At 73.9% G+C, this 25,252-nt stretch carries 26 protein-coding genes and 5 tRNA genes; 16 read left to right on the forward strand and 15 right to left on the reverse strand.

The window, feature by feature from the left end; genetic code table 11:
• Positions 1–87 precede the first annotated feature (87 nt).
• Positions 88–161, reverse strand: a tRNA-Leu gene (locus ACI780_RS13245).
• A gap of 80 nt (positions 162–241) precedes the next feature.
• Here ACI780_RS13245 and ACI780_RS13250 point away from each other — a divergent pair.
• Positions 242–844, forward strand: coding sequence for an ANTAR domain-containing response regulator (locus ACI780_RS13250; RefSeq protein ID WP_457003389.1), 603 nt, complete (start codon positions 242–244; stop codon positions 842–844).
• Positions 845–1,009: 165 nt separating this feature from the next.
• Complete coding sequence (locus ACI780_RS13255; protein ID WP_457003391.1) at positions 1,010–2,353, forward strand: ABC transporter substrate-binding protein; 1,344 nt, start codon at positions 1,010–1,012, stop codon at positions 2,351–2,353.
• 545 nt (positions 2,354–2,898) lie between these two features.
• On the opposite strand, the gene ACI780_RS13260 is transcribed toward ACI780_RS13255, so the two are convergent.
• The 4 genes from ACI780_RS13260 to ACI780_RS13275 are packed head-to-tail and all read right to left on the reverse strand — an operon-like array spanning position 2,899 to position 7,068.
• Positions 2,899–3,753 carry an ABC transporter ATP-binding protein gene (locus tag ACI780_RS13260; protein WP_456871421.1) on the reverse strand — a complete coding sequence of 285 codons (855 nt, stop codon included), beginning with the start codon at positions 3,751–3,753 and terminating at the stop codon, positions 2,899–2,901.
• Complete coding sequence (locus ACI780_RS13265; RefSeq protein WP_457003393.1) at positions 3,750–4,826, reverse strand: ABC transporter ATP-binding protein; 1,077 nt, start codon at positions 4,824–4,826, stop codon at positions 3,750–3,752. The genes ACI780_RS13260 and ACI780_RS13265 overlap by 4 nt, the downstream gene beginning before the upstream one ends.
• Positions 4,816–5,814, reverse strand: coding sequence for a branched-chain amino acid ABC transporter permease (locus tag ACI780_RS13270; protein WP_456871423.1), 999 nt, complete (start codon positions 5,812–5,814; stop codon positions 4,816–4,818). The genes ACI780_RS13265 and ACI780_RS13270 overlap by 11 nt, the downstream gene beginning before the upstream one ends.
• A gap of 3 nt (positions 5,815–5,817) precedes the next feature.
• Positions 5,818–7,068 (reverse strand): ABC transporter permease subunit, encoded by a 1,251-nt coding sequence (locus ACI780_RS13275; RefSeq protein WP_456871424.1) that lies wholly within the window; start codon positions 7,066–7,068, stop codon positions 5,818–5,820.
• Positions 7,069–7,401: 333 nt separating this feature from the next.
• Here ACI780_RS13275 and ACI780_RS13280 point away from each other — a divergent pair, with 333 nt between their 5' ends.
• Complete coding sequence (locus ACI780_RS13280) at positions 7,402–8,031, forward strand: GNAT family N-acetyltransferase (protein WP_456871425.1); 630 nt, start codon at positions 7,402–7,404, stop codon at positions 8,029–8,031.
• 17 nt (positions 8,032–8,048) lie between these two features.
• Here ACI780_RS13280 and ACI780_RS13285 read toward each other — a convergent pair whose 3' ends face one another.
• Positions 8,049–8,453 (reverse strand): PaaI family thioesterase, encoded by a 405-nt coding sequence (locus ACI780_RS13285; RefSeq protein WP_457003396.1) that lies wholly within the window; start codon positions 8,451–8,453, stop codon positions 8,049–8,051.
• Positions 8,454–8,511: 58 nt separating this feature from the next.
• Here ACI780_RS13285 and polA point away from each other — a divergent pair, with 58 nt between their 5' ends.
• Positions 8,512–11,250: a DNA polymerase I gene (gene polA, locus ACI780_RS13290; protein WP_457003398.1), complete on the forward strand. Its 2,739-nt coding sequence runs from the start codon at positions 8,512–8,514 to the stop codon at positions 11,248–11,250.
• Positions 11,251–11,382: 132 nt separating this feature from the next.
• The gene (locus ACI780_RS13295; protein ID WP_457003400.1) at positions 11,383–12,621 is read left to right on the forward strand and encodes an MFS transporter; all 1,239 of its coding nucleotides are present in this window, start codon (positions 11,383–11,385) and stop codon (positions 12,619–12,621) included.
• A gap of 80 nt (positions 12,622–12,701) precedes the next feature.
• Here the strand turns inward: ACI780_RS13295 and ACI780_RS13300 are convergent, their stop codons facing one another.
• Together ACI780_RS13300 and ACI780_RS13305 are read right to left on the reverse strand one after the other, a co-directional pair.
• Complete coding sequence (locus ACI780_RS13300; protein ID WP_457003402.1) at positions 12,702–12,845, reverse strand: hypothetical protein; 144 nt, start codon at positions 12,843–12,845, stop codon at positions 12,702–12,704.
• A gap of 17 nt (positions 12,846–12,862) precedes the next feature.
• A complete protein-coding gene (locus tag ACI780_RS13305; RefSeq protein WP_457003404.1) occupies positions 12,863–13,357 on the reverse strand; it encodes an N-acetyltransferase family protein in 495 nt (164 codons plus the stop codon).
• Positions 13,358–13,439: 82 nt separating this feature from the next.
• Here ACI780_RS13305 and ACI780_RS13310 point away from each other — a divergent pair, with 82 nt between their 5' ends.
• On the forward strand, positions 13,440–13,946 hold the full coding sequence (locus tag ACI780_RS13310; RefSeq protein ID WP_457003406.1) for a winged helix-turn-helix transcriptional regulator: 507 nt from the start codon (positions 13,440–13,442) through the stop codon (positions 13,944–13,946).
• Here the strand turns inward: ACI780_RS13310 and ACI780_RS13315 are convergent.
• Positions 13,921–14,760, reverse strand: coding sequence for a class I SAM-dependent methyltransferase (locus ACI780_RS13315; RefSeq protein ID WP_457003408.1), 840 nt, complete (start codon positions 14,758–14,760; stop codon positions 13,921–13,923). The two genes, ACI780_RS13310 and ACI780_RS13315, sit on opposite strands and share 26 nt — an antisense overlap.
• 214 nt (positions 14,761–14,974) lie before the next feature.
• Between ACI780_RS13315 and rpsA the strand changes: the two genes are divergently transcribed.
• Complete coding sequence (rpsA, locus tag ACI780_RS13320; protein WP_089404908.1) at positions 14,975–16,441, forward strand: 30S ribosomal protein S1; 1,467 nt, start codon at positions 14,975–14,977, stop codon at positions 16,439–16,441.
• 147 nt (positions 16,442–16,588) lie between these two features.
• Here rpsA and ACI780_RS13325 read toward each other — a convergent pair whose 3' ends face one another.
• A complete protein-coding gene (locus ACI780_RS13325; RefSeq protein WP_457003411.1) occupies positions 16,589–16,855 on the reverse strand; it encodes a hypothetical protein in 267 nt (88 codons plus the stop codon).
• Between the two features lie 158 nt (positions 16,856–17,013).
• On the opposite strand from ACI780_RS13325, the gene coaE reads away from it, so the two are divergent.
• Positions 17,014–17,619 (forward strand): dephospho-CoA kinase, encoded by a 606-nt coding sequence (gene coaE / locus ACI780_RS13330; RefSeq protein ID WP_457003413.1) that lies wholly within the window; start codon positions 17,014–17,016, stop codon positions 17,617–17,619.
• A gap of 64 nt (positions 17,620–17,683) precedes the next feature.
• Here the strand turns inward: coaE and ACI780_RS13335 are convergent.
• The 4 genes from ACI780_RS13335 to ACI780_RS13350 form a co-directional block, all read right to left on the reverse strand.
• Positions 17,684–17,758: transfer RNA gene (locus ACI780_RS13335), tRNA-Val, on the reverse strand.
• A 49-nt stretch (positions 17,759–17,807) separates the two neighbouring features.
• Positions 17,808–17,878: transfer RNA gene (locus tag ACI780_RS13340), tRNA-Cys, on the reverse strand.
• Positions 17,879–17,921: 43 nt separating this feature from the next.
• A tRNA-Gly gene (locus ACI780_RS13345) sits at positions 17,922–17,994 on the reverse strand.
• Positions 17,995–18,063: 69 nt separating this feature from the next.
• A complete protein-coding gene (locus tag ACI780_RS13350; RefSeq protein ID WP_456871434.1) occupies positions 18,064–18,507 on the reverse strand; it encodes an SsgA family sporulation/cell division regulator in 444 nt (147 codons plus the stop codon).
• Between the two features lie 147 nt (positions 18,508–18,654).
• Here ACI780_RS13350 and ACI780_RS13355 point away from each other — a divergent pair, with 147 nt between their 5' ends.
• From ACI780_RS13355 to ACI780_RS13370, 4 genes are all read left to right on the forward strand, one after another.
• Entirely contained in the window at positions 18,655–19,296 is a 642-nt protein-coding gene (locus ACI780_RS13355) for a sigma-70 family RNA polymerase sigma factor (protein ID WP_457003415.1), read from the forward strand.
• Positions 19,293–20,237, forward strand: coding sequence for an anti-sigma factor domain-containing protein (locus tag ACI780_RS13360; RefSeq protein ID WP_457003417.1), 945 nt, complete (start codon positions 19,293–19,295; stop codon positions 20,235–20,237). Before ACI780_RS13355 ends, ACI780_RS13360 begins: the two co-directional genes overlap by 4 nt.
• 14 nt (positions 20,238–20,251) lie before the next feature.
• Positions 20,252–20,725, forward strand: a complete 474-nt coding sequence (locus ACI780_RS13365) for a PGPGW domain-containing protein (RefSeq protein WP_457003419.1) — start codon at positions 20,252–20,254, stop codon at positions 20,723–20,725.
• A gap of 26 nt (positions 20,726–20,751) precedes the next feature.
• Positions 20,752–20,823: transfer RNA gene (locus tag ACI780_RS13370), tRNA-Val, on the forward strand.
• A 62-nt stretch (positions 20,824–20,885) separates the two neighbouring features.
• Here the strand turns inward: ACI780_RS13370 and ACI780_RS13375 are convergent.
• The gene (locus ACI780_RS13375) at positions 20,886–21,428 is read right to left on the reverse strand and encodes a dihydrofolate reductase family protein (protein WP_089404902.1); all 543 of its coding nucleotides are present in this window, start codon (positions 21,426–21,428) and stop codon (positions 20,886–20,888) included.
• 175 nt (positions 21,429–21,603) lie between these two features.
• Between ACI780_RS13375 and ACI780_RS13380 the strand changes: the two genes are divergently transcribed.
• From ACI780_RS13380 to ACI780_RS13395, 4 genes are all read left to right on the forward strand, one after another.
• A complete protein-coding gene (locus ACI780_RS13380) occupies positions 21,604–21,993 on the forward strand; it encodes an HNH endonuclease (RefSeq protein WP_456871438.1) in 390 nt (129 codons plus the stop codon).
• 10 nt (positions 21,994–22,003) lie between these two features.
• Positions 22,004–22,570, forward strand: a complete 567-nt coding sequence (locus tag ACI780_RS13385; RefSeq protein WP_456871439.1) for an MOSC N-terminal beta barrel domain-containing protein — start codon at positions 22,004–22,006, stop codon at positions 22,568–22,570.
• Between the two features lie 88 nt (positions 22,571–22,658).
• Positions 22,659–24,677: a threonine--tRNA ligase gene (gene thrS / locus ACI780_RS13390; protein WP_457003422.1), complete on the forward strand. Its 2,019-nt coding sequence runs from the start codon at positions 22,659–22,661 to the stop codon at positions 24,675–24,677.
• Positions 24,674–25,252, forward strand: a complete 579-nt coding sequence (locus tag ACI780_RS13395; protein ID WP_457003424.1) for an HIT family protein — start codon at positions 24,674–24,676, stop codon at positions 25,250–25,252. The genes thrS and ACI780_RS13395 overlap by 4 nt, the downstream gene beginning before the upstream one ends.

Raw genomic sequence — 25,252 nt, forward strand, 5'->3', positions numbered from 1 at the left:
CCCCGACGGGTGCCGGAGAGGGCTGCGCAGGGGCCGGGGACGGCACGTGGCCGCGGTCGTCGTCCGGAGGACGACAGTCCGACACGGTGCCCCCGGTGCGACTCGAACGCACACTGCGCGGGTTTTGAATCCGCTCCCTCTGCCGATTGGGGTACGGGGGCTCGCCGCCGCGACCGGGGTCACGGCGCGGCCAGCGTAGCCGGGCGGCCACTGCCAGCCGCCGTCGCTAGGCTCTGCGCCCGTGAGCAGCGAGCCGACCCGGGTCCTCATCGCCGAGGACGAGGCCCTCATCCGCCTCGACCTCAAGGAGATGCTCGAGGAGGAGGGCTACGTCGTCGTCGCCGAGGCCGGCGACGGGCAGACCGCCGTTGACCGGGCCCGCGAGCTGGGCCCCGACCTGGTCATCCTCGACATCCAGATGCCCGTGCTCGACGGCCTCGCCGCCGCCGAGCAGATCGCCTCGGACCGGATCGCGCCGGTCATCGTGCTGACCGCCTTCAGCCAGCGCGAGCTGGTCGAGCGGGCCCGCGACGCCGGCGCCATGGCCTACCTGGTCAAGCCGTTCTCGAAGAACGACCTGGTGCCGGCGATCGAGGTGGCGCGCGCCCGGTTCACCGAGATCGCCGCCCTCGACGGCGAGGTGCGCACGCTCGAGGAGCGGCTGGAGGCCCGCAAGGTCGTCGAGAAGGCCAAGGGCCGGCTGATGGCCGAGCAGGGGATCACCGAGGCCGAGGCGTTCCGGTTCATCCAGCGCACGGCCATGAACGAGCGCACGTCGATGAAGGCGCTGGCCGAGCGCATCCTGGCCGGCGACGCGACCCCGGCGGAGGGTGCACCCTCCTGAGTGACAGCGGTGGCCCGGGTGATAGGTGCAGGTCACGACCTCGTCACGGTCTCCGCCCACCCACTTCCGCTCCCTGTGGCAGCGGTTACGTTCTGCGGACTGACGGGGCCGGCGCGTCCGCGCCCGGCCCATCGCACCCGACGAACGACAACTGGGAGTTGCTGGATGCGCACGCGTACCTACGCCCGCAGCATCGCCGTCACGTCCGCCGCCCTGATCGCCCTCACCGCCTGCGGTGGCGGGGACGACGGGGAGTCCGGCGGCCGCTCCGGCGGTGGCGGCGACGCCGCGAGCGGCGAGAAGCAGGTCAACATCTACGGCACCGACGGCAACATGGGCAACGCCCTCGGTGAGGACTTCACCGAGGACGGCGCGCTCGCCGGCATGAAGGGCACCACGCCCCTCACCGAGCTGGGCTCGGACTTCACCGACCGGCTGCTCGAGGTCGACCCGAACCTGCAGGACTACAACTACGCGGGTGAGACCTACGACGCGGTGATCGTCACCGCGCTGGCCGCGCAGGCGGCGGGGACCAACGACGCCAACGTCTTCAAGGAGTACGTCAACGGCATCACCGCCGGTGGCGACAAGTGCGAGGACTACCAGGCATGCCTGGACATCATCAACGCCGGTGGCAACGTCGACTACGACGGCATCTCGGGCCCGCTGGCCTTCACCGACGCCGGTGAGCCCGCCGCGGCGAGCTTCGGCCTGCTGCAGTTCGGCGAGGACAACCAGCTCGACAACGACGCCACCGAGTTCGTCATCGCCGGCGACGAGGCCAACGCCAGCACCAACGAGGGCCCGGCGTACGCCCCGGCGGGCACGACCGGCGGCCCGCTGGTCATCGGCACGCTGCTGCCGCTGACCGGCAACCTGGCCTTCCTCGGCCCGCCGGAGGTCGCCGGCGCCAAGCTCGCGCTCAACGACATCAACGCCGCCGGCGGTGTCCTGGGCCAGCCGGCTCAGCTCGTCGAGGGTGACTCCGGTGACGCCTCGACCGACACCGCCACCCAGACCGTCGACCGGCTGCTGCAGTCGGGCGTGAACGCGATCATCGGTGCGGCGTCCTCCGGCGTGAGCCTCACGGTCATCGACGCCATCACCGGCGCCGGTGTCCTGCAGTTCTCGCCGGCGAACACGTCCGACCAGTTCACGACGTACAACGACAACGGGCTGTACTTCCGCACCGCCCCGCCGGACACGCTGCAGGCCCGCGCCCTCGCCGACCTGATCATCGCCGACGGCAACAACACCGTGGGGATCCTGGCCCTCAACGACCCCTACGGCACCGGGCTCGCGGACAACACCAAGAACAACCTGGTCAGCGCCGGTCTGTCCGAGGACGACATCGTCTCCATCACCTACGACCCGCAGGCGGCGAACTTCGACGCCGAGGTCCAGCAGATGGTCGACTTCAACCCCGACGCCATCATCGTGATCGGCTTCGAGGAGTCCTCCCGGATCCTGCAGGGCCTCAACGACCAGGGCATCGGCCCGCAGCGCTGAGCGACCCTGGGAGCGCTGTGAACGCGCAGCGCTGACCTCGTACCACCCGGCAGCGGCCCGGTACCCCTCAGGGGGTGCCGGGCCGCTGTGCTGTCGGGGGGCGCCACGGTCGGTCGGGCAGCCCGCGTCGTCCGCCGCACGATCAGGTCAGCTGATCGTGCTGCGTCCTGGATCAGGGTGGGCGGTGAGCCAGGACGCGCTGCGGTGAGCCAGGACGCGTGGGCGGTGAGCCAGGACGCGTGGGCGGTGAGCCAGGACGCGCTGCGGTGAGCCAGGACGTGCCCTGACGTGTTCTGCCGTGCGCTCGTGCCCGCCAGGTCCGACGGTGCCGGCCCGGTCCCGCGGTGCCGGCGTCCGTCCTCGCACCCTGGTGCCCGACCTCACCCCGCAGCGACAGGTCGGGTACCACGGGGCGGGGGGAGGTCGTCGACCTGCCGGGACCGCACCCGCACGAGGCTGACGGCGGCCGGACGAACACGAGCGAGGCCGGCGCCCCAGGGGGACGCCGGCCTCGTGCTGGGTCGGGAGGGAGGACCCTCCGCGGGTCACTGCGCCTTGGCGAGCGTCCCCAGGTAGAGCTCGATCACCTTCGGGTCGGTCATGAGCGACTGCCCGGTGTCGGTGTAGGCGTTGCGGCCCTGGTCGAGCACGTAGCCGCGGTCGCAGATCTGCAGGCAGCGGCGGGCGTTCTGCTCGACCATGATGATCGAGACGCCGGTGGCGTTGATCCGCCGGCAGCGGATGAACACCTCGTCCTGATAGGCGGGGGAGAGCCCGGCCGACGGCTCGTCGAGCAGCAGCACCGACGGGTCCATCATCAGCGCCCGGCCCATGGCGACCATCTGCCGCTCACCGCCCGACAGCGCCCCGGCCTTGCCCTTGCGCCGCTCCCCGAGCAGGGGGAACAGGTCGATGACGTAGTCGAAGCGCTCCTTGAACGTCCGCGGCCGCAGGTAGACGCCCATCTGCATGTTCTCCTCGATGGTGAGCGAGGGGAACACGTTGTTGTTCTGCGGCACGTAGCCGACGCCCAGGGACACCAGCCGGTGCGCCGGCGCGGAGGTGATGTCCTCCCCGCGCAGCCGCACCGAGCCCGAGCGCACCGGGATGAGCCCGAACAGCGTCTTGAGCAGCGTGGACTTGCCGGCACCGTTGGGGCCGATGATCCCGACCAGCTCGCCGTCCTGCAGGTAGAAGTCACAGCCCCGCAGGATGTTGACGCCGGGCACGTAGCCGGCGACGAGGTCGTCGGCGCGGACCAGCGCGCCCTCGGCGAGGCGCAGGTGCTCCTCGCGGGTGGCGGCCTTCTCCGCGGGGGAGAGGGTGGCCGTGGTGGCGACCTCGTCGGCGCGGGTGCGGTCCTCGCCGGACTCGTCGACCTCGAACAGCGGCTCGCTCATCGCTCGCCCTTCCCGGTGGTGGTGTCGGACCCGAGCACGTCGCCGCCCCCGTGCTCCTCGCGGGCGATCTCACGCTCGGCCTGGGCGAGCACCTGGTCCTCCTCCTCGACGGTGAGGGGCGCGTCGTGGTGCGCCCCGAGGTAGGCGTCGACGACGGCCTGGTTCTGGCTGATCGACTCCGGCGGTCCCTCGGCGATCACCCTGCCGGCGGCCATGACGACGACCCAGTCGCTGATGTCCCGGACGACGTCCATGTCGTGCTCGACGAAGATCACCGTCATGCCCTCCTCGCGGAGGTCCTTGACGTGGCCGAGCAGGCTCTGCGTCAGGGCGGGGTTCACCCCGGCCATCGGCTCGTCGAGCATGACGACCTTCGGGTCGCTCATCAGCGCCCGCGCCATCTCCAGCAGCTTGCGCTGACCGCCGGAGAGGGTGCCGGCGAAGTCGTCCTTCTTCGCGTCGAGCTTGAACCGCCGCAGCAGGTCCATGGCCTTCTCGGTGTTGGCCTGCTCCTGGGACTTCCAGGTGCCGGGCACCAGGGCCCGCCAGAAGCTCTCGCCGCGCTGCCCCTGTGCGCCGAGCAGCATGTTCTGCAGCACGGTCAGCCGGGACAGCGCCTTGGTGAGCTGGAAGGTCCGGACGACGCCGAGCCGCGCGACCTGGTGCGGAGCGAGCTTGCCCAGCGGCCGGCCGTCGAACTCCCAGGTGCCGGTGTTGGGCTGGTCGAACCCGGTCAGCAGGTTGAACAGCGTCGTCTTGCCCGCTCCGTTGGGCCCGATCAGGCCGGTGATGCCGCCGCGCTGCACCTCGAGGTGGTCGACGGCGACGGCCGTGAGCCCCCCGAAGGTCCGGGTCACGCCGTCGACGACGATCGCCGGGTCCGGCTTGGCGACGCCGACCTCCCAGGGGACGTCGCGCAGCGCCGTCTGTGCCAGCCGCTGGGGGACGTCCCCGCGCTGCCAGCCGGAGGGCTTCTGCAGGGAGGCGCCCGACGCGCCGGCGCCGGCCGCGCCGGCACCCGAGGCGCCGGCGCCGGACGCCGTGGCGCCGTGGGGGTTGGGGTCAGCGGGCATCGAGCATCACCTCTCGTCGGTCGCCGAGGATGCCCTGCGGTCGGAAGACCAACAGCAGCATGAGGCCGATCCCGACCAGGACGAAGCGGATCTGCGCCACGTCGGTGGACGACAGCAGCCCCTCGGGGATGATCCCGTTGTCGATGAGGAGCCGCAGGCCGGTGTCGGCGAACTGCAGGATGAACAGCAGGATGATCGAGCCGATGACCGGCCCGAGCACCCGCGCGGCCCCGCCGAGGATCAGGGCGGCGTAGGCCAGGAACGTGTTCGCGTTCTGGTACTGGTCAGGAACGGCCGAGCCGGTGCCGACGGCGTAGACCATCCCGCCGATGGCGCCCAGGACGCCGCCGAGCACGAGGGCCTGCATCTTGTAGACGTAGACGTTCTTGCCCAGCGACCGGACCGCGTCCTCGTCCTCGCGGATGGACTTGAGCACGCGGCCCCACGGGCTGCGCACCAGTGCCCAGACCAGCAGGCAGGACAGGGCCACGAGCACCCACCCGACGAGCGTCACCCAGAGCTCGCCGCCGGACCAGCTCGTGCCCAGGATGCGATAGCGCTCGTTGGTGGCCCACGGGGCCAGGGCGATGAAGTCGCCGTTGAAGGCCGACAGGCCACGGGTCCCGTTGGTGACCGGCGTGGCCGACACCGACCGGAACAGCAGCCGCAACCCCTCGGCCGCCGCGATGGTGGCGATGGCCAGGTAGTCCGCGCGCAGCCGCAGCGTGGGCAGGCCGAGCAGGAGGGCCAGGACGACGGCCGCCGCCAGGCCCACCAGCACGCCCACCCAGAAGGGCAGGCCCCACTTGCTCACGGAGATGGCGATGCCGAAGCCGCCCAGCATCGCGAAGGCGATCTGCCCGAAGTTGAGCAGGCCGGCGTAGCCGAACTGGACGTTGAGGCCGATGGCGAGCAGCGAGAAGAAGATCGCCTGGAACCCGAGGCCGGCCTTGAGGGCGACGGCCAGGGCGTCGATGAGGTCACCCATGGCTCAGCCGATCCGGACCCGGCTGCCCAGGATGCCCTGGGGTCGGATGACGAGGATGACGATCAAGAGCAGCAGCCCTCCGACGTACTTCACGTCATTCGGGATGACGAGGGTCGACATCTGGACGAACACACCCACGATCAGGCTGCCCACCAGGGCGCCGTAGGCGGTGCCGAGGCCCCCGAGGGTGACGCCGGCGAACATCAGCAGCAGCAGGCGGAAGCCCATGTCCCACTGCACCTGGTCGGACAGGCCGAGCAGGACGCCACCGAGGGCGGCCAGCGCCCCGCCCATCATCCAGACCACGAGGATGACGCGGTTGACGTCGATTCCCGAGGAGGCGGCGAGGTCGCGGTTGTCGGCGACCGCCCGCATCGCCTTGCCGATCTTGGTGCGCTGCAGCATGAGGGCCACCAGCACCAGGACGACGATCGAGACGACGATCGAGATCAGCGCCCGGTTGGTCAGGGTGAACAGGCCGTAGTCGACGGCGCGGCCGGTCGACACCTGGTACGGGCTGGACCGGCCGCCGTAGAAGATCTGGATGGCGTAGCGCAGCACCAGCGACAGGCCGATGGACACGACGAGAGCGGCGATGAGGCCGGTCCCGCGACGGCGCAGCGGCCGCCACAGCCCCAGCTCGTTGAGGGCGCCGACGGCCGCGCCGACGACCATCGCGATCAGCGCCGCCGCGACCAGCGGGACACCGCCCTGCACGTTGACGTACCAGGCGGCGATGGCGCCGATGGTGACCAGCTCGCCGTGCGCGAAGTTGGTCAGCCCGGTGGTGCCGAAGATCAGCGACAGTCCGACGGCGCACATGGCGATGAGCAGGCCGAAGCGGATCCCGTCGACGAGCAGCTGGACGGCGCGGACGGTGCCCCCGCCGCCGCCCCGGCTGCCGTCCTCGAGGCCGATGATCACCGGCTCGCGGCGGCCCTCGGCCACGGTGACCGTGCGGTTGTCGGTGCCGGCCAGCTTCACGCCCTCGGGCAGGCCGTCCTCGTCGATGGTGACGACGTAGTCGCCGGGGCCGGGCAGGTCGACCGACCAGCGTCCGTCCTCGTCGCTCTCGACGCTGTCGACCTCCTCGCCGTCGGCGGTGGTGACGGTGACCTCGACGCCCTCGATGGGGCCTGACCGGCTGGTCTGCAGCGTCCCGAGGACCTGCTCGCCCTCGGCGCTGGCGATGCCGGGGACGAGTACGGCGAGCCCGGTGACGGCGACGAGCACCAGCAGGAGCCGGAGCAGCACCCTCCGGGCGGTCCCCGGGCCCGGGCGGATCGCGCTCCGGTGCGGCCGAGGTGGCCCGGCAGTGGCTGACGGGTGCCTCACACAACCTCCCTGGTCGTGGCGGTGTCTGGTGAGCGGTGACGGGCACGGCAGTGCCGACCGTCACAGCGTGCGGTGGGGCGTGACGGTAACCCAGGGCCCTTGGGTCCCCACCTCCCGACGCCGTCCTGTGACCTGAGCGCGACCTGCGCGGGACCGTCGGCAGGTGTCACTCCCGTCCCGTCCCGGCGCGTCGGCGGGGGTCCGGGGCGCTGCCGGGTGCACGATCCCGGCACCGCCCAGGGGAGGACTCCCGTGCCAGCAACCGGTCAGTGGTCCCGCGTCAGCACGCGCACGGCGCGCCCGGAGGACCTGCCCGCGGTCCTCGCGCTGGTGCGCCAGCACCGGGCAGAGGCGCACGCCGAGGGGGTGCTCACCGGGCAGACCCCGGGGGCCGCCGCGGCGGTGGGTTTCCGCCGGCTCTTGTCCGACCCCGGGCACCGCGTCGTCCTCGCCGTCCTCCCGGGGGCCAACGCGCCGGGCGCCGACTCCGCCGGCGAGGTGGTCGTGGGCCTGGCCGTGCTCGGGCTCGACCCGCTGTCGACGGTGCTCGGCGTCCCCCAGGTCACCGTCGACAACCTCGTCGTCCACCGCGAGCACCGCCGCCGCGGCGCGGGCACCGCGCTGCTGGCCGCCGCGGCCGGCTACGCCGGGGAGCTCGGGGCGCTGCACGTGGTGGCCTCGGTGGGCGGGCACGAGGCCGAGCGGCAGCGGTTCTTCGCGCGGATGGGCTTCGCGCCGCTGACGACGCGCCGGATCGTGCCGCGCGAGACGCTGAGCCGGGCGCTGGCGACCTGGCAGCGCAGCGGACTGCCCGTGCCGCGCCGGCTGCCGCGCCGCCGTCCGCTGCCGCCGCGGGCGCTGCCCGTCGCCGTCGAGCGCTGAGGGACGCCCCGCCGGGGTCAGGCGGGGACGATCGCGCAGGTCAGCCGGGCAGTGGCGGTGGTGCGGCCGGACTCGTCGGTGACCTGCACGAGGAACGTCGACAGCGTCCGCCCGATGCGCGCGGGGGTGCAGACGGCGGTGACCGTGCCCGAGGTGGCCGCGCGCAGGTAGCTGGCGTTGAGCTCGACGCCGACGGCCCTGCGGCCGGGCCCGGCGTTGATCGCCGCCGCCCACGACCCGACCGACTCCACCAGGGCGCAGGTGGCGCCGCCGTGCAGCAGGCCGAAGGGCTGCTGGTTGCCCTCCACCGGCATGGTGGCGACGAGGCGGTCGGGCGTGAAGTCGACGATGCGGATGCCCAGCTTGTCGTCGAGGGGTCCCGGCTCGGTCAGCGGCAGCCAGTCGGGGGCAGGTGTGGTCATCCCCGGGACGCTAGCCATCGGCCGTGGACGTCGGTGGCCCGACATACGATCACCGGTGATGTCCGCTCCGGTGACCACCCCCGCGCCCGCCGTCCCCTCCAGTCCGGAGACGCGGCCGCGGCTGCTGCTGCTCGACGGGCACTCACTGGCCTACCGGGCGTTCTTCGCGCTCCCGGTGGAGAACTTCTCCACCACGACCGGGCAGCCGACCAACGCCGTCTACGGCTTCACGTCGATGCTGATCAACGTGCTGCGCGACGAGCAGCCCACGCACCTCGCCGTGGCCTTCGACGTCGGGCGCAAGACGTTCCGGAACGAGATCTACGCCGAGTACAAGGCCAACCGCACCGAGAGCCCCACCGGCTTCCGCGGCCAGGTGAGCCTCATCCAGGAGGTGCTGGCCGCCCTGCACGTCCCGGTCGTGACCGCCGAGGGCTTCGAGGCCGACGACGTCATCGCCACCCTCACCGTGCAGGCCGTCGAGCAGGGCATGGACGTGCTCATCTGCACCGGCGACCGCGACGCGCTGCAGCTGGTGAACGAGCACGTCACCGTGCTCTACCCGCGCAAGGGTGTCTCCGACCTCACCCGGTTCACCCCGGAGGAGGTCGAGGCCAAGTACGGGCTCACGCCGCGGCAGTACCCCGACTTCGCCGCGCTGCGGGGCGACCCCAGCGACAACCTGCCCAGCATCCCGAGCGTGGGGGAGAAGACGGCGGCCAAGTGGGTCCGCGAGTACGGCTCCCTCGACGAGCTCGTCGACCGCGTCGACACCGTCAAGGGCAAGGTCGGCGAGAAGCTGCGCGAGCACCTGTCCTCGGTGCTGCAGAACCGGCGGCTGACCGAGCTCGACCGGTCGGTGCCCCTCGAGGTCGGCCCGCAGGACCTCGCCGTGCGCGCCTGGGACCGCAACGAGGTGCACACCCTCTTCGACAACCTGCAGTTCCGGGTGCTGCGCGACCGGCTGTTCGCCACGCTGAGCAGCGCCGAGCCGGAGGTCGAGGGCGGCTTCGACGTCACCGCCGACGACGTCCCCGCCGGCGGGCTGGGCGCCTGGCTCGACGCGCACGCCCGCACCGGCCGCACCGGCCTGGTCCTCCGCGGCACGTGGGGACGGGGCACCGGGGAGCTGGCCGGCCTGGCGCTGGCCGCCGCCGACGACCACGCCGTCTTCGTCGACTGCGGCCCCGACCTCGACGCCGCCGACGAGCAGGCGCTGGCCGGCTGGCTGGCCGACCCGGCCGCCGAGAAGGTCGCCCACGACGTCAAGGGCCCGCTGCTGGCGATGTGGGCCCGCGGCTGGGACCTGCAGGGCCTGGTCAGCGACACGGCGCTGGCGGCGTACCTGGCCACGCCCGGGCAGCGCTCCTTCGACCTCGCCGACCTCGCCGTGCGGTACCTGCGCCGCGAGCTCAAGGACGACGCGGCGCCCGAGGCGCAGCTGACCCTCGACGGCATGGGCCCCAGCGAGGCCGACCTCGCCGCCGAGGCCGCGCACGCCGACGTCCTCAAGGCCGTGGCGGTCAACGACCTCTCCGACGCCCTGGAGCAGGTGCTCGGCCAGAAGGGCGGCGACCACCTGCTCGACGAGCTCGAGCTGCCGCTGACCCGGGTCCTGGCGCGGATGGAGCAGCGCGGCATCGCCGTCGACACCGACCTGCTCGCCGAGCTGCAGCGGGAGTTCGCCGACGGCGTGGCCGCGGCGGCCGCCGAGGCGTACGCGGTGATCGGCCACGAGATCAACCTCGGCTCGCCCAAGCAACTGCAGGCGGTGCTCTTCGACGAGCTCGGCCTGCCCAAGACGAAGAAGATCAAGTCCGGGTACACCACCGACGCCGACGCCCTCACCTGGCTCCTGGCGCAGACCGGGCACCCCTTCCTCGAGCACCTGCTGCGCCACCGCGACGTCACCCGGCTGCGCACGGTCATCGACGGCCTGATCCCGATGGTCGACGACGCCGGGCGCATCCACACCACGTTCCAGCAGACCGTGGCCGCCACCGGCCGGCTGTCCTCCATCGACCCGAACCTGCAGAACATCCCGATCCGCAGCGCCGAGGGCCGCCGCATCCGGCAGGCGTTCGTCGTCGGGGCCGGCCACGAGTCGCTGATGACGGCGGACTACAGCCAGATCGAGATGCGGATCATGGCGCACCTGTCCGGCGACGAGGGACTGATCGAGGCCTTCACCTCGGGGGAGGATCTGCACTCCTTCGTCGCCTCGCGGGCCTACGACATCCCGATCGAGCAGGTCGACCCGGAGATGCGCCGCCGGATCAAGGCGATGAGCTACGGCCTGGCCTACGGGCTGAGCGCCTACGGGCTGGCCCAGCAGCTGCGCATCACCCCGGAGGAGGCGCGCGGGCAGATGCACGCCTACTTCGAGCGCTTCGGCGGGATCCGCGACTACCTCGACGGCGTCGTCGAGGAGGCCCGGCTCAGCGGCTACACCGAGACCACCCTGGGGCGGCGCCGCTACCTGCCCGACCTGACCAGCGACAACGGGCAGCGGCGGCAGATGGCCGAGCGGATGGCGCTCAACGCGCCCATCCAGGGCTCGGCGGCCGACGTCATCAAGGTCGCGATGCTCGGCGTGGAGCGGGCCATCGAGGCCGAGGGCCTGACCTCCCGGATGCTCCTGCAGGTGCACGACGAGTTGGTCCTCGAGGTGGCGCCGGGGGAGCGGGAGGCGCTGGAGGCCATCGTCCGCCGCGAGATGGCGGGCGCGGCGCAGCTGTCGGTGCCGCTGGAGGTGTCGGTCGGCATCGGCCGCAGCTGGGACGCCGCCGCCCACTGAGGAAGGACCCTCCTGCCCCCCCACCGCTCGCAGGCTCGCGGCGGGGCCCTGCAGGAGGGCCGTTCCAGCACGTCACCGGGCTCGCGGCGGGGCCCTGCAGGAGGGCCGTCCCAGCGGAGTGAGGAGCGTGGCATGGCCACTGCCGGGCTGGCCGGCTACGTGGCGGTGCTCCGGGTGCCCGGCGCGTTCGCGTTCAGTGCGTCGGCCACGCTGGTGCGGCTGGCGCAGGCGATGCTCGGCCTGGGCTCGGTGCTGCTGCTGGTGCAGCTCGGCCGGTCCTACGCCGTCGCGGGGCTGGTGGCCGGTGCGGTCTCCGTCGCGCAGGGCGTCGCCGGTCCGCAGGTCTCGCGCCTGGTCGACGTGCACGGGCAGCGCGCGGTCGTGCTGCCGCAGGTCCTCGTGCACGCCGCGGCCGTGGGCGGGTTGGTGGTCGCGGGCCTGGCGGGCGCGCCGGCCTGGCTCCTGGTCGGGACAGCGCTGGTCGTGGGCGCCTCCCTGCCGCAGGCGGGCGCCCTCGCGCGGGCCCGGTGGACGGCGCTGCTCGACGACCCGTCGCAGCGGGAGCGCGCCCTGGCCCTGGAGTCGTTGGTCGAGGAGGCGGTGTTCGTCGTCGGTCCCGTGCTGGTCACGGTCCTGGCGACCGCCGTCGCCCCGGCGGCGGGGCTGCTCACCGCGCTCGGGCTGGCCGTCGTGGGCACCGGGCTGTTCCTCGCGCAGCGCCGCACGGAACCGGCCCGGCACCGGCCCGGACCGGCCGCGAGCGGTGGGCGCGGAGGGGACGGCGTGCCGGTCCGGCACGGCTGGGCCCTGAGCAGCGCCGGACTGCTCGTGCTGGTCGGCACCTCCGCGGCGATCGGGGCGCTGTTCGGCTTCGTCGAGGTCGGGGTCGTCGCCCTGGCCGGCCAGCAGCAGGCGCCGGGAGCGGCCGGGACGATGCTCGGGCTGTGGGCGGCCGGCAGCCTCGCGGCCGGCGTCCTCTACGGGGCCCGGACGTGGCGGACCGCCCCGTCGACCCGGTTGCAGGTCAGTGCCGTCGCGATGGCTGTCGGCGCGGCCCTGGTCGCCGTCGTCGCGGGGTCGGGGTCGCTGCTGGCGACGACCGCGGCGCTGGTCGTCGCCGGCACGTCGAACGCCCCGGCCCTGATCACGGGCAACACGCTGGTCCCGCTCGTCGTGCCGGCCCCGAACCTGACCGAGGCGTACACCTGGCTCGGCGTGGGCGTCTTCGCGGGCATCGCCCTCGGCTCGGCGGTCGGGGGTGCGCTGATCGACCACGGCGGTCCCGGTGCAGCCCTGTGGGCCGCGGTGGGCGCCGGCGTCCTCGTCGCGGGGCTACCGCTGCTCGGGGGCCGCCGCCTCGCCCCGCGCTGAGCTGGGGAGCCGGGGTGGGACCAGGGCCGACCGGACGGACGGCGTCCTCGGCCGGACCCGGTCCCCGGGACGGTGGGTCCTCAGCGGCGGGCGGCGATCGCGTGCAGCTCGTGGGCGGACTCGACGGTCGGCGCCCGGCTGAGCAGGCGCTCGAGAGCGCGGTCCTCGCGTCGGCGGGCACGGGCGCGGCGGTGCTCGGCGAGGGTGGTGCGCAGACGGGACACGACGGTCTCCTCTCGGGTCAGGCGGCGGCCGGCACGGGTGCGCCGGTCAGGGGGCCGTGCACGGCGTAGACGCCGGCGGTGGGGGTGAGGACGGCGTCCGGGAGCAGCCGGCGCAGCAGACCGACCATCCGGTCGTTGTCGGCCTGGACGTCGGCGGTGAGGGCACGCACCCCGCGCCGGGCGGCCAGCTCGGTGAGCTCACCCAGCAGCTGGCGGCCGATGCCCACGCCCTGCCAGGCGTCCTCGACCACGACGGCGACGTCGGCGGTGGCGGGGTCCTCGGGGGAGCGGTCGTAGCGCGCCACGCCGACGACCTCGCCACCGACGACCGCGACCAGCGCCTCGCGCAGGTCGTGGTCGACCTGGACGAGCCGGGCCGCGCCGAACGGCGGCCGGTGCAGCGGGGCGTGGAAGCGCCGGTAGACCGTCTCGGGGGAGAGCCGGTCCCACAGCCGGCAGAACAGCGGGGCGTCGTCCGGCCGGACGGGCCTGGTGTCGACGGTGATGTCCATCCCGACCTCCTGGGTTCGTGGGATGAACTATGCTCTTCCGGAGTGAGTTCGTCAAGCGAACTCAGCGCGGTATGCTGGGCCCGTGGACGAAGCCGCCTGGGACCGGTCGCGCTGCTCGGTGGCGGGCACGCTGGCCGTCGTCGGGGAGAAGTGGAGCCTGCTGGTGCTGCGCGAGGCGTTCCTCGGCGTGCGCCGGTTCGCCGACCTCCAGCGGGTGCTCGGCGCGCCACGGGCGGTGCTGACCGACCGGCTGAACACGCTGGTGGCCGAGGGGATCCTGCGGCGGGTCCCGTACCAGGCGCAGGGTGAGCGGCAGCGGCACGAGTACCGGCTGACCCAGAAGGGCCTCGACCTCTACCCGGCGCTCGTCGCGCTCATGGCCTGGGGCGACCGGTACCTGGCCGAGGACGGCGAGGCGCCCCTGGAGCTGCGGCACCGCGACTGCGGCGAGCGGGTGCACCTCGCCCTGGTCTGCGACGCTGGCCACGAGCTGTCCGGCGCCCGCGACGTCCGCCCGGTCCCGGCGGGGCAGGTCCCGGCCGGTGCGGCCACGGGCGGTGCGGTCACGGCCGGTGCGCCACCACGATGAGCGTGCCGGGGACCAGCGCGCCCCGGGCGGGTGACCACTGCCCCCACTCCTGCGTGCGCCCCGGCGTCCACTCCGGCTCGACGAGGTCGTCGAGCACCAGGCCCGCGCCGACGACCGCGCGCACCCAGTCGCCGACCGTGCGGTGGTGCTCGACGTAGACCGTGCGCCCCTCGCCGTCGGTCTCCACGTAGGGCCGGCGGTCGAAGTAGGACGACACGACCCGCAGGTCGTCGGGGTCGGGGGAGTCCGGCAGCGGCCAGCGGAAGGGGTGGTTGACCGAGGCGGCCAGCCGCCCGCCCGGCCGCAGCACCCGGGCCGCCTCCGCCAGCGCCCCCTCGACGTCGGCCACGAACGGCAGGCCGCCGAACGCCGAGCAGACGACGTCGAAGGAGGCCCCCGCCAGCGGCAGCGCGCCGGCGTCGGCCTGCAGCAGCGGCACGGCCACCCCGGTGGACCGGTTGAGCTCCGCGGCGCGCGCCAGCATCCCCGCCGACAGGTCCACCGCGACGACGTCGGCCCCGGCCCGGCGCAGCCACCGCGCGCACGGCGCGGAGCCGCAGCCGATCTCGAGCACCCGCCGCCCGGCGACGTCGCCGAGCAGGTGCGCGTCGGCCTCCCGCAGCCCCTCCGGGCACCAGAGGAAGTCGACGTCGCCCAGGTCGGCGCCGTGCTCGGCGAGGTAGGCCGGCGCGGCGGCGTCCCACCAGCCGCGGTTGGCCCGCGCCGACTCCGCGGCGCCGGCCGGCCGGCGCTCGACCCCACCCGCGGCGGGGTAGCCGTCGGGGCCCAGGGGGAGCGCGGGCGGCAGGCTCATGACACGCCGATCGTGACACGCCGCGGGCGACGGGCAGAGGTCGCCCACCCAGGTGGACCCGCGTGCGCCCGCGTCCGTACCATGGGAATGCGCCAGAGGTCTGTCAGTGCTGTACCCGCAAGGGATCGGCGCGCGCCGGCTCTCCCCGCTCCCGCGGTCACCCGGCCGCGGTACCCCCGTCCCTACGCATCCCCCGTCCGGAGCACTCGACCACATGACCTCCACCCAGGTCCGTCCTGACAGCACCCCCCAGATCGCGGTGAACGACATCGGCACCGCCGAGGACTTCCTCGCCGCGATCGACCAGACGATCAAGTACTTCAACGACGGCGACATCGTCGAAGGCGTCATCGTCAAGGTCGACCGGGACGAGGTGCTGCTGGACATCGGCTACAAGACCGAGGGCGTCATCCCCTCGCGCGAGCTGTCCATCAAGCACGACGTCGACCCCAACGAGGTCGTCAAGGTCGGCGACGAGGTGGAAGCCCTCGTCCTCCAGAAGGAGGACAAGGAAGGCCGCCTGATCCTGTCCAAGAAGCGCGCCCAGTACGAGCGCGCCTGGGGCACGATCGAGGCCAAGAAGGAAGCCGACGAGGTCGTCACCGGCACCGTCATCGAGGTCGTCAAGGGCGGTCTCATCCTCGACATCGGCCTGCGCGGGTTCCTCCCCGCCTCGCTGGTCGAGATGCGCCGCGTCCGCGACCTGCAGCCCTACGTGGGCCGCGAGCTCGAGGCCAAGATTATCGAGCTCGACAAGAACCGCAACAACGTCGTCCTGTCCCGCCGGCAGTGGCTGGAGCAGACGCAGTCCGAGGTCCGCAGCGAGTTCCTCAACAAGCTCGCCCGCGGCCAGGTGCGCACCGGCGTCGTCTCCTCGATCGTCAACTTCGGCGCGTTCGTCGACCTCGGCGGCGTGGACGGCCTCGTGCACGTCTCCGAGCTGTCTTGGAAGCACATCGACCACCCGTCCGAGGTGGTCGAGGTCGGCCAGGAGGTCACCGTCGAGGTCCTCGACGTCGACCTCGACCGCGAGCGGGTCTCCCTGTCGCTGAAGGCGACGCAGGAGGACCCGTGGCGTCAGTTCGCCCGCACCCACCAGATCGGCCAGGTCGTGCCGGGCAAGGTCACCAAGCTGGTGCCCTTCGGCGCGTTCGTCCGGGTCGACGAGGGCATCGAGGGCCTGGTCCACATCTCCGAGCTGGCCGAGCGCCACGTGGAGATCCCCGAGCAGGTCGTGCAGGTCGGCGACGAGCTCCTGGTCAAGGTCATCGACATCGACCTCGACCGGCGCCGCATCTCGCTGTCGCTCAAGCAGGCCAACGAGGGCGTCATCGGCGACGAGGAGCAGTTCGACCCCGCCGCCTACGGCATGGCCGCGTCCTACGACGAGCAGGGCAACTACATCTACCCCGAGGGCTTCGACCCGGAGACCGGCGAGTGGCTCGAGGGTTACGAGGAGGCCCGCGAGACCTGGGAGCGGCAGTACGCCGAGGCCCAGGCCCGCTTCGAGGCGCACCGCAAGCAGATCGCCGCGGCCCGCGAGGCCGACGCCGAGGCCGCTGCCGGGGGCAACTACTCCTCCGGCGGTGACACCGCCACCACCGGCGACACCTCCGGTGGCACGCTGGCCAGCGACGAGGCGCTCGCCGCGCTGCGGGCCAAGCTCGCCGGCGGGGAGTGACCCGCTGACCGGCTGACGGTCTGATCGACGACAGAGGCCCAGGACCTGCACAGGTCCTGGGCCTCTGTCGCGTCCGCGGGCCGTGTCGTCAGACCTGCGGAGGGCGGGCGCTCGCCCGGCATCCCCGTCCGGGCGGGCAGACCCGGGCTAGAGGCTGAGGATGATGGCGAACGCCGAGCGCGGCCGGCCACCGGCGGCGGCCAGCGACTGCCACGTGTGGCGGCCGGCCGGGGCGGCGTCGAGCAGCCAGCTCCAGAAGCTGCGGCGGGCCGGCGCGGCGGCCTCCACCACGAGGCGCTCGCGGACGGCGGGCAGGTCGGCGACCCGGATGCCGCCGGCGCGCTCCACCCGGTGCCGGCCGCGGGCGCGGGAGCCGGTGCCGGTGGTCGCGGCAGTGGTGCGGGTCAGCGACATCGTGGTGCCTGCCTCTCTCGGCCGGGTCCCCCTCCGTGGGGAACCGCCGGGGCGGACGTTATGAGGAGTGACGGGTGTGACTGGTGCGACGCGCCGGGCAGGGCGGGCGGGTGTTACCCGTCCGTGACCGCGTCCTGCGCGCTGGTTACGGTCCGTGCGTGCTGCGCATCGGGTTGACCGGCGGGATCGGATCGGGGAAGAGCACGGTGGCCGCGCTGCTGGCCGCCCGCGGGGCGCTGGTGGTCGACTCCGACGCGATCGCGCGGGAGGTGGTCGAGCCGGGCACACCGGGCCTGGCCGCCGTCGCCGACGCGTTTGGGCCGCAGGTGCTCACCGCCGACGGCGCACTGGACCGCGCGGCGCTGGCGTCGATCGTCTTCCGCGACCCGCAGGCGCGCGCCCGGCTCGACGGGATCGTCCACCCGCTGGTGCGGGCGCGGGCGCAGGAGGTGGTCGCGGCGGCGCCGCCGGACGCCGTCGTCGTCCAGGACGTGCCGCTGCTGGTGGAGACCGGGCAGGCCGGCCGGTTCGACCTCGTGCTGGTGGTCGAGACCGACCTGGAGACGCGGCTGGCCCGCCTGGTGCGGCGCGGGCTGTCCGAGGACGACGCCCGGGCCCGCATCGCCGCACAGGCCACCGACGAGCAGCGCCGGGCGGTCGCCGACGTCGTCCTGGACAACAGCGGCGACCCCGACGCGCTCGCCCGGCAGGTCGAGGACCTGTGGGCCGAGCACGTCGCCCCGGCCGCGGGGGAGCGGGGCTGAGCCGGCCCCGGGCCGGCCCCGGGACGACGGGAGCCCCGGACCGCGTGGTCCGGGGCTCCCGTGCTGGTGGGCGATACTGGGTTCGAACCAGTGACCTCTTCCGTGTCAGGGAAGCGCGCTACCACTGCGCTAATCGCCCGAGTCCGGTCGTGTGACCGGCCCGCTCCACCGCCCTCGGCGAGGAGGCGAGGTGGAGACGGGATTTGAACCCGTGTAGACGGCTTTGCAGGCCGTTGCCTCGCCTCTCGGCCACTCCACCGCACACACGAGCGCCGGTGGTGCGACCAGCGCTCGAGGTCCCGAGCGGACGACGGGATTCGAACCCGCGACCCTCACCTTGGCAAGGTGATGCTCTACCAACTGAGCCACGTCCGCGTTGCTGTCGTGCAGGGAGAACCATACCCGACCCGCACGGGGGCTTTCACGGGGGGTCCCCCCGGGGGGTCAGCGCGCGCCGGGGTCGCCGCCGCCGAGCAGCACGGCCAGCTCCTCGTCGACGTCGAGGGCCGCGGTCTCCTGGCCGGTCGGGACCAGGGCCTCGGTCTGCTGCAGGAAGGCGGCCACCGTGGCGCGGGACAGCTCGAACAGCGCCTCGCCGGAGGGGGCCCGCAGGTGCAGGTACAGCACGTCGCCGCTGGTGCGGGCCGGCCACAGCCGCACGTCGCCGTCGCCGGCGGGGTGCTCGAGGCCCGCAGCCAGCAGCTCGCGGCCCAGCAGCCAGGTGATGCCGTCGTCGGCCGGGTCGCCGGGTTCGCCGAACCCGATCCGGACCGCGAAGGGGTCGCTCACCTCGTAGGACAGCACGGCCGGCACCTCTGTCCACGAGCCGGGGCCGACCAGGTGCAGCGTCGTGGGGACGGAGTACCCGGGGGTAGCGCGGTGCGACATGACCTCTCCATCGACCGGTACGACAGGACGGTGCGCGTCCCGACGCCCGGCCGTGTCATCCGTCCGGGTGCCCTGTCGGTACCCGTCCCGTGGCGTGTGAACCGGGATGAGTGTGCCTGTCGAACCCGTCGTGTGACGATGGGGTCCGTGACGCGTCCGGCACGACGACCGGAGGGCGATCCCGGTGACGCCGACCTCGTGCTGCGGGTGCGCGCGGGGGACCGAGGTGCCGTCGACGACCTCTACGACCGGTTCCGCCGCCCGGCCTTCGCCCTCGCCCGGCGGATCCTGGCCGACGACACGCTCGCCGAGGACGTCGTGCAGGACGTGTTCCTGAGCGTGTGGCGCGACCCGCACGCCTACGACGGCGCCCGCGGCAGCTTCTCCTCCTGGCTGATGGCGATGGTGCACCACAAGGCGGTCGACGCGGTCCGCCGCGAGGAGGCGCACCGGCGCCGGCAGTCCCGGGCCGAGGACGACCTGGCGCTGCGCGCGCCCACCGGCACCCACGACGTCGAGGACGAGGCCTGGAGCCGGGTGGTGTCCGAGCGGGTGCGGCTGGCGCTGGGCGCCCTGCCCGACGCCCAGCGCGAGGCGCTGACGCTGGCCTACTACGGCGGGTACACCCAGCGGGAGGTGGCGGCACTGACCAGCGCCCCGCTGGGCACGGTGAAGACCCGCATGCTCGCCGGCATGCGCCGGCTGAAGGAGGAGCTCGGCACGGTGGCCGGTGCCACGGCCGGGGGCGCGCTCAGCGACCCCGCGGCGCTCGACGGGGGCGCCCGGTGAGCGCGCGGCACGACGACCACCAGACCTTCGACGAGCTCGCGGTCGGCTGGGCGCTGCACGCGCTCGAGCCCGAGGACGAGGCGGTCTTCGGGGCCCACCTGGCCACCTGCCCCCGGTGCGCGCGCACGGTCGCCGAGACCGCCGAGGTGATGTCCGCGCTCGCCGGTGACCTGCCGGCGGCCGAGCCCTCCGAACGGCTGCGCGACCGGCTGCGGGACGCCGTCGAGCGCACCGGGCAGGTGCCTCCCCCGGCCGGCGCGGAGCCGGCCCCACCGGCCCTCCCGCCGGTGCCCGCCGCACCCCCGGGCGGCCGGCGGCGCACCGACGTCCCCGGCGCCGGGTCGACGGCGTCCGGGTCGACGGCGTCCGGGTCGACGGCCGCCGGCCGGCGGGCCACCGGCTTCCCGGACTACGCCTCCCCGGCCGCGGGCCCGGGCGCCGACCCCCGGTCGGTGTGGCGGCGGGTGCTGCCCAACGCGCTGGTGGCGGCCGCGGTGGCCGCGATCCTGGCGCTGGGCACCTGGACCGTCGTCCTCGGGTCGGCACGCGACGACGCGCAGGCGGTCGCGGCCCGGCAGGCGGAGGTCATCGACGCGCTGCTGGAGCCGGGCCGGGCGGCCATCGCGCCGGTGGTCGACACCGACGGGCAGGACGTGCTCGCCACGGTGGTCGCCCGCGACGGCCGGGTGCAGGTGGTCACCGACGGGCTGCGGGTGAACGACAGCAGCGACAGCACCTACGTCGTGTGGGGGATCGCCGGGGACGGACCGGTGGCGTTGGGCACCTTCGACGTGATCTCCCCGCAGACCGACCTGCGGACCGTAGGCTCCGCCCCGACCGGGAGCGATGCGTACGCCGAGTACGCGATCAGCATCGAGCCCGGTCGGCAGGTGCCGGCGGAACCGTCGGACGTGGTGGCGCGAGGGCAGGTGACCAGCTGAGCGGACAGGACACCGTGCCGCCCCTCCCGCAGGAGGCGGCGGAACGGCAGGGCGCGGGGCAGCGGCGGGAGCAGGCCGCGCAGGACGGGCGCCACAGCCTGCGCGAGCGCGTCGCCGGGACCCGCTGGCGCCGGCGCGTGGCCGCCCGCCGGTCGATCGACTCCGCCTACCGCGTCGTCGTCGGGATCGTCGGCGGCCTGGTCGTCGCGCTCGGCCTGGCCACCATCCCGCTGCCGGGCCCCGGCTGGCTGACCGTCATCGCCGGTCTGGTCGTCCTCGCCACCGAGTTCCGGTGGGCCGAGCGGCTGCTGGACTTCACGCGGCGCAACGTCCGGGCCTGGACCGACTGGCTGGGCCGCCAGCCGATCTGGGTGCGGCTGGGCATCGGCGCGCTGACTGCGGCGTTCGTCTACGGCGCCATCGTCGTCGTCCTGCACCTGACCGGCGTGCCCGACTGGGTGCCGGGGTGGGTGCCCCTGTGGCGCTGAGCGTCTGGCATCATGGACGGCGCAGCGGGCGATTGGCTCAGTGGTAGAGCGCTTCGTTCACACCGAAGAGGTCACTGGTTCGAACCCAGTATCGCCCACGCACACGAGAGGGCCGGTCCCGTACGGGACCGGCCCTCTCGTCGTCGGTCAGGCCGGTCGGTCAGGCGGGACCGTAGGTCAGGTGCGCCACCCCGTTGCTGAGCTTCTCCACGTCCAGCAGCGCCAGCTTCTGCGCGGTGCCCTCGGGGAACAGCCGGATGCCCTGCCCGACGGCGACGGGGTAGACGTAGAGGTGCAGCTCGTCGGCCAGGCCGTCGGCGACCAGCGCCCGCACCAGCGTGGCGCTGCCGCTCACGTAGAGGTCGCGGTCGGCCTTCAGCTCGCGGATCCGCGCGGGGTCGTAGCCGCCGACCGACGTCGAGTTGCGCCACACCGACTCCGCGTCGGTCAGCGTCGAGGAGACGACGTACTTGGTCGTGTCGTTGAAGAACGGCGCGCCCTCGTCCTCCTCGGCGGTCCGGGTTGACCAGGCGGGGGCGAACATCTCGAAGGTGGTCCGGCCGAGCAGGATGCCGCCCGCCGGCGCGGTGATGGCGCCGATCGAGGCGGCGAGGTCGTCGGGGAAGCCGTAGTCCACCGTCCACATCGGGGCGTCGACCACCCCGTCGACGGTGGTGAACTCGTGCACCCTGATGACGCCCATGTCGTGCTCCTCACTGCTGGTCCGGCGGTCGGCCCGTCCGGGTCGGTCGGTGTCGTCGGGGAGACCCTGGCCCACGGCGGAACTCATCGGCACCGGGCGCGCCGTGTCACCGACGTCACACCCGCGGGAGCCCGGGACCGCGCGGGCACCGGCGGGCGGGCGCACCATGGTGGGGATGGCACTGGACAGGGCCGCCCGCCTGGACGCGGCCGTGGAGCGGGACGGCCCCACGTGCATCTGGTGCGGCCGCGCGCTGACCGGGCAGGTCGCCGCGACCACCGAGCACGTCGTGCCGCGGGTCAAGGGCGGCCCGTCGTGGCTGGAGAACGAGGTCGCCGCCTGCCGCCGGTGCAACGGCGAGCGGGGGCACACCGCGCCGGTCGAGTGGCTGGAGGAGTGCCTGCGCCGGGGCTGGCCCGCCGACGAGGCGCGGCTCGCCCGGGTGCTGGCCGACCTGGCCGCGGCGATCGCCGACCGCGGCGGCCAGCGCCGCGCCCGGCCCTACCTCGACGCGCAGCTGCGCCGGCTGCGCCGCCGGGGGACCCCCGCCGCCCGGTCTGCGTAGCGTGGCCCGCGTGAGCGCGGGAACGGTCGTGGCCATCTCGGTCTACCCGGTGCGCGGCTGCGCGGGGACGGCGCTGCCGCGGGCCGACGTCGGCCCCGCCGGGCTGGCCGGTGACCGGGCGGGCGCCGTCGCGGAGGCCGACGGGCGGGTGCTGCGCGGCAAGGACGCCCCGGAGCTCGCCGGCGTCGTCGCCACCGGGATCCCCGACCGCGACGCCGCGGCCGTGTCCGCGGCGCTGGGGCGGCCGGTGCGGATCGAGCCGCTGACCGGCCGGCCCGACGGCGCCGCGGCGGTGCACCTGGTCTCCCGGCAGGCGCTGGAGCGCGCGGCCGCGGGCGTCGTCCCGGCCGGCTGCGGCGCCGAGGACCCGCGGGCCAACCTCGTGCTCGACCTGCCCGCCGGCGACGACGAGCGGACCTGGGTGGGCCGGCGGCTGCGGCTGGGGTCGGTCGTGCTGGAGGTCACCCGGCTGCCGAAGCACTGCCTGGGCGTCTACGCCGAGGTGGCGCAGCCGGGGACGGTCGCGGTCGGTGATCCCGTGCAGCCGGCCGGCGGGGGAGCCGAGTCGGCCGGGTGAGCGCCCCGGCGGTCGATACGCTGGCCTGCGCGACGCCCGCGCCCGCGCGGACGCCGCGCGAACCGCCCAGCGACCCCCAGGAGATCCCGTGTCCGCCGCGCCACCCCCCGCCGTTGCCACCCCGATCCGGGTGCCGGCCGGGACCACGGCCGAGCAGGCGCTCAAGGACGCCGGGGTCGCGCTCAAGGGCCCCGACGGCGCCGTCGTCGTCCGCGACCTGGCCACCGGCGACCTGCGCGACCTGTCCTGGGTCCCCGGTGCCGACGCCGAGGTGGAGCCGGTCGTCGCCGCCAGCCCCGAGGGCCGCGCGGTCATCCGCCACTCCACCGCGCACGTGCTCGCCCAGGCCGTGCAGGACCTCTTCCCGGGCACCCGCCTGGGCATCGGCCCGCCGGTGGAGAACGGCTTCTACTACGACTTCGACCCCGAGCGGCCCTTCACCCCGGAGGACCTGCAGGCGCTGGAGAAGCGCATGCAGCAGATCGTGAAGGCCGGCCAGCGGTTCTCCCGCCGGGAGGTCACCGAGGACGAGGCCCGCGCCGAGCTGGCGCACGAGCCGTACAAGCTCGAGCTCATCGACCTCAAGGGCGGGGCCGCCGACGGCGCCGACGTCGAGGTGGGCGGCGGGCAGCTGACCATGTACGACAACCTCGACGCGCGCACCGGCGAGCGGGTGTGGACCGACCTGTGCCGCGGCCCGCACCTGCCGCGCACCAGCGGCATCCCGGCCTTCAGCCTCACCCGCTCGGCGGCCGCCTACTGGCGCGGCGACGAGAAGAACCCGCAGCTGCAGCGGGTGTACGGCACCGCGTGGGAGAGCCGCGAGGCGCACAAGGGGTACCTGGAGCACCTGGCCGAGGCCGAGCGCCGCGACCACCGCCGCCTCGGCGCCGAGCTGGACCTGTTCAGCTTCCCCGACGAGATCGGCTCGGGGCTGGCGGTCTTCCACCCGAAGGGCGGGATCGTCCGCCGTGAGCTCGAGGACTACAGCCGCCGGCGGCACGAGGAGGGCGGCTACTCCTTCGTCAACACCCCGCACATCACCAAGGAGGACCTGTTCCTCACCAGCGGGCACCTGCCGTACTACGCGGACACGATGTTCCCGCCCATGGAGTTCGAGGGCGCGAACTACTACCTCAAGCCGATGAACTGCCCGATGCACATCCTCGTGTACCGCAGCCGCGGGCGGTCCTACCGCGAGCTGCCGCTGCGGCTGTTCGAGTTCGGCACGGTGTACCGCTACGAGAAGTCCGGGGTGGTGCACGGGCTGACCCGGGTGCGCGGCCTGACCATGGACGACTCGCACATCTTCACCACCCGCGAGGACATGGCCGGCGAGATCCGCGGGGTGCTCGACTTCGTCCTCGGCCTGCTGCGCGACTACGGCCTCGACGACTTCTACCTGGAGCTGTCCACCCGCGACGACTCGCCGAAGTTCATCGGCGAGGGCGCGCAGTGGGAGGAGGCGACCGCGGCGCTGCAGGCGGCCGCCGACGCCTCGGGGCTGGAGCTGGTGCCCGACCCGGGCGGCGCGGCGTTCTACGGGCCGAAGATCTCCGTGCAGGCGCGCGACGCCATCGGCCGCTCGTGGCAGATGTCGACCCTGCAGGTCGACTTCAACTTCCCCGAGCGGTTCGCGCTGGAGTACACCGCCGCCGACGGCACCCGCCAGCGGCCGGTCATGCTGCACCGCGCGCTGTTCGGCTCCATCGAGCGGTTCTTCGGCATCCTCACCGAGCACTACGCCGGCGCCTTCCCCGCGTGGCTGGCGCCGGTGCAGGTCGTCGGCATCCCGGTCACCGACGACCAGGTCGGCTACCTCGAGGACGTCGCGCTGCAGCTGCGGGCGCGCGGCATCCGGGTCGACGTCGACGACTCCGACGACCGCATGCAGAAGAAGATCCGCAACGCCAGCAAGCAGAAGGTGCCCTTCGTGCTCATCGCCGGGGCCACCGACGCCGAGGCGGGCGCGGTGTCCTTCCGCTACCGCGACGGCAGCCAGCGCAACGGCGTGCCGGTCGACGACGCCGTCGACGCGATCGTCGCCTGGGTGGCCGGGCGGCACAACGTCGACCCCACCGCGGACGCGCCGCTGGAGAGCCCGTGACCACCGGACCGGACGGGTTCTCCGTCCCGGTCTCCAGCGACGACGGCGGCCCGGCCACCGTCTTCGAGCACCTGTGGACGCCCTACCGGATGGCCTACATCCGCGGCTCGGGCAAGCCCACCGGCGAGCACGACTGCCCGTTCTGCCTCATCCCGGCCATGCCGGACGAGGAGGGGCTGGTCGTCGCGCGCGGTGCCACGGTCTTCGCGGTGCTCAACCTCTACCCGTACAACGCCGGGCACCTGATGGTGGTCCCGTACCGGCACGTGCCCGACTACACCGACCTCACCGACGCCGAGGTCGCCGAGTTCGGGGCGTTCACGCAGACGGCGATGCGCGTGGTGCGGCAGGTGACCGGCGCCCACGGGTTCAACATCGGCATGAACCAGGGCTCGGTGGCCGGCGCCGGCATCGCCGACCACCTGCACCAGCACGCGGTGCCGCGCTGGGGCGGGGACACCAACTTCATGCCGGTGATCGGCCTGACCCGGGTGCTGCCGCAGGTGCTCGCCGAGACCCGGGCTCTGCTCGCCGAGCACTGGCCGGGCGCGACCGCGCCGGTCCCGGGGAGCTGA

The sequence above is a fragment of the Geodermatophilus sp. SYSU D00814 genome, assembly GCF_054050055.1.